Origin of the sequence: Ornithinibacter sp. (assembly GCF_035443565.1) — a bacterium.
In the GTDB taxonomy this organism is placed as follows: Bacteria; Actinomycetota; Actinomycetes; order Actinomycetales; family Dermatophilaceae; genus Fodinibacter.
Genome location: NZ_DAORSO010000271.1, coordinates 1 through 2003 on the forward strand (window position 1 = coordinate 1; position 2003 = coordinate 2003).

The window sequence follows — 2003 nt, forward strand, 5'->3', positions numbered from 1 at the left end:
GTGACCTCCGGCTCCGACGACGCGGCCGACGAGGGCAACTCGACTAGATCCAGCCCAGCGCGATGACGGTGATGGTGGCGGCGAGGGCGATCAGCGCCACGATGAGCCCGTACTCGACAACCGTCACGCCTCTCTCCGACCGAGTGGTGCGGGCATGGCGCGGCAATCGACGTGTGGCCATCCGGTAATCCCTTCAACACAGTCGAGGTCGATCCTCGCCCACGGAACCAGCGTCGCGTCTTGACCCCGCGCCCAACCATCCCCCGACGGGTCGCCGAAAAGAACCGAACGGTTGACGGGGGTGGGCCGTTCGGCCGAGCGGGGGCCCGACTGCCCGCGAAGAGGCCCGTGGGCCCCCGACACCGAGAGCCGGATGCCGTGGCTCATGACGGCACCCGGCTCTGGTCGGTCAGCGGGCGACGCGCGCACACCTGGCTACGTCAGTAGCGGTAGTGCTCCGGCTTGTACGGGCCGGCGACGTCGACGCCGAGGTACTCGGCCTGCTCCTTGGTCAGCTCGGTGAGCTCGACCCCGAGCGCGTCGAGGTGCAGCTGGGCGACCTTCTCGTCGAGGTGCTTGGGCAGCGTCTCGACCTTGGGTGCGCCCTCCTCGGTGAAGTACTCGTCGGTCTTGTTGAACAGCTCGATCTGCGCGATCGTCTGGTTGGAGAACGAGTTCGACATGACGAACGAGGGGTGGCCGGTGGCGTTGCCCAGGTTCATCAGGCGGCCCTCGGAGAGCACGATGATCGAGTCGCCGTCCTCGAAGGTCCACTCGTGCACCTGCGGCTTGATCTCCTGCTTCTTGACGCCGGGGACCTTGGCCAGGCCGGCCATGTCGATCTCGTTGTCGAAGTGGCCGATGTTGGCCAGGATCGCCTTGTTCTTCATCTGCTGCATGTGCTCGGCGGTGACGACGTTGAAGCACCCGGTCGAGGTGACGACGATGTCGGCCTGGCTGACCACGGACTCGAGCTTGGCGACCTGGTAGCCGTCCATCGCGGCCTGCAGCGCGCAGATCGGGTCGATCTCGGTGACGATGACGCGAGCGCCCTGGCCGCGCAGCGACTCGGCGCAGCCCTTGCCCACGTCGCCGTAACCGGCGACGACGGCGACCTTGCCACCGATGAGGACGTCGGTGGCGCGGTTGAGGCCGTCGATGAGGCTGTGACGGCATCCGTACTTGTTGTCGAACTTGCTCTTGGTCACCGAGTCGTTGACGTTGATGGCCGGGAAGAGCAGCTCGCCGGCCTCGGCCAGCTGGTAGAGGCGGTGCACGCCGGTGGTGGTCTCCTCGGTGACGCCCTTGATCTCGGCGGCGACACGGGTCCACTTCTGCGGGTCCTGGGCGAGGGTGCGGCGCACGAGCGCCTTGAAGACGCCGAACTCCTCGGTGTCCTCCTCCGTGGTGGGGGGCACCTGACCGGCGGCCTCCCACTCCTGGCCCTTGTGGACGAGCATCGTGGCGTCGCCACCGTCGTCGAGGATCATGTTGGCGCCATGGCCACCCGGCCAGGTGAGGATCTGCTCGGTGCAGTCCCAGTACTCCTCGAGGGTCTCGCCCTTCCAGGCGAAGACCGGCACACCCTGCGGGTCCTCGGGGGTGCCGTTGGGGCCCACGACGATGGCCGCGGCGGCCTCGTCCTGCGTGGAGTAGATGTTGCAGGAGGCCCAGCGGACCTCGGCACCGAGCGCGGTCAGCGTCTCGATGAGCACGGCGGTCTGCACGGTCATGTGCAGCGAGCCGGCGATGCGCGCGCCCTTGAGGGGCTGCGACTCGCCGAACTCGGCGCGCAGGGACATCAGGCCGGGCATCTCGTGCTCGGCGAGGCGGATCTGGTGGCGGCCGGCCTCGGCCAGGGACAGGTCGGCGACCTTGTGGTCAACGGACATGGAGGTTCTCCTTGGGGTCACGACAATGGGCTGACCCGGCGTCGCCCTTCTGGGCCGCACGTGCGTGGAGGGTTATCACCCGCGCCGGCAAGCCCCCAGAATACCGCAGCG

General features: G+C 68.0%; 2 protein-coding genes. Both read right to left on the bottom strand.

The window, feature by feature from the left end; translation table 11 throughout:
* Positions 1-43: 43 nt before the first annotated feature.
* Positions 44-181 (bottom strand): Flp family type IVb pilin, encoded by a 138-nt coding sequence (locus PLL68_RS14335; protein ID WP_324535234.1) that lies wholly within the window; start codon positions 179-181, stop codon positions 44-46.
* A gap of 259 nt (positions 182-440) precedes the next feature.
* Entirely contained in the window at positions 441-1892 is a 1452-nt protein-coding gene (ahcY, locus tag PLL68_RS14340) for an adenosylhomocysteinase (RefSeq protein WP_324535236.1), read from the bottom strand.
* Between the last annotated feature and the right edge of the window lie 111 nt (positions 1893-2003).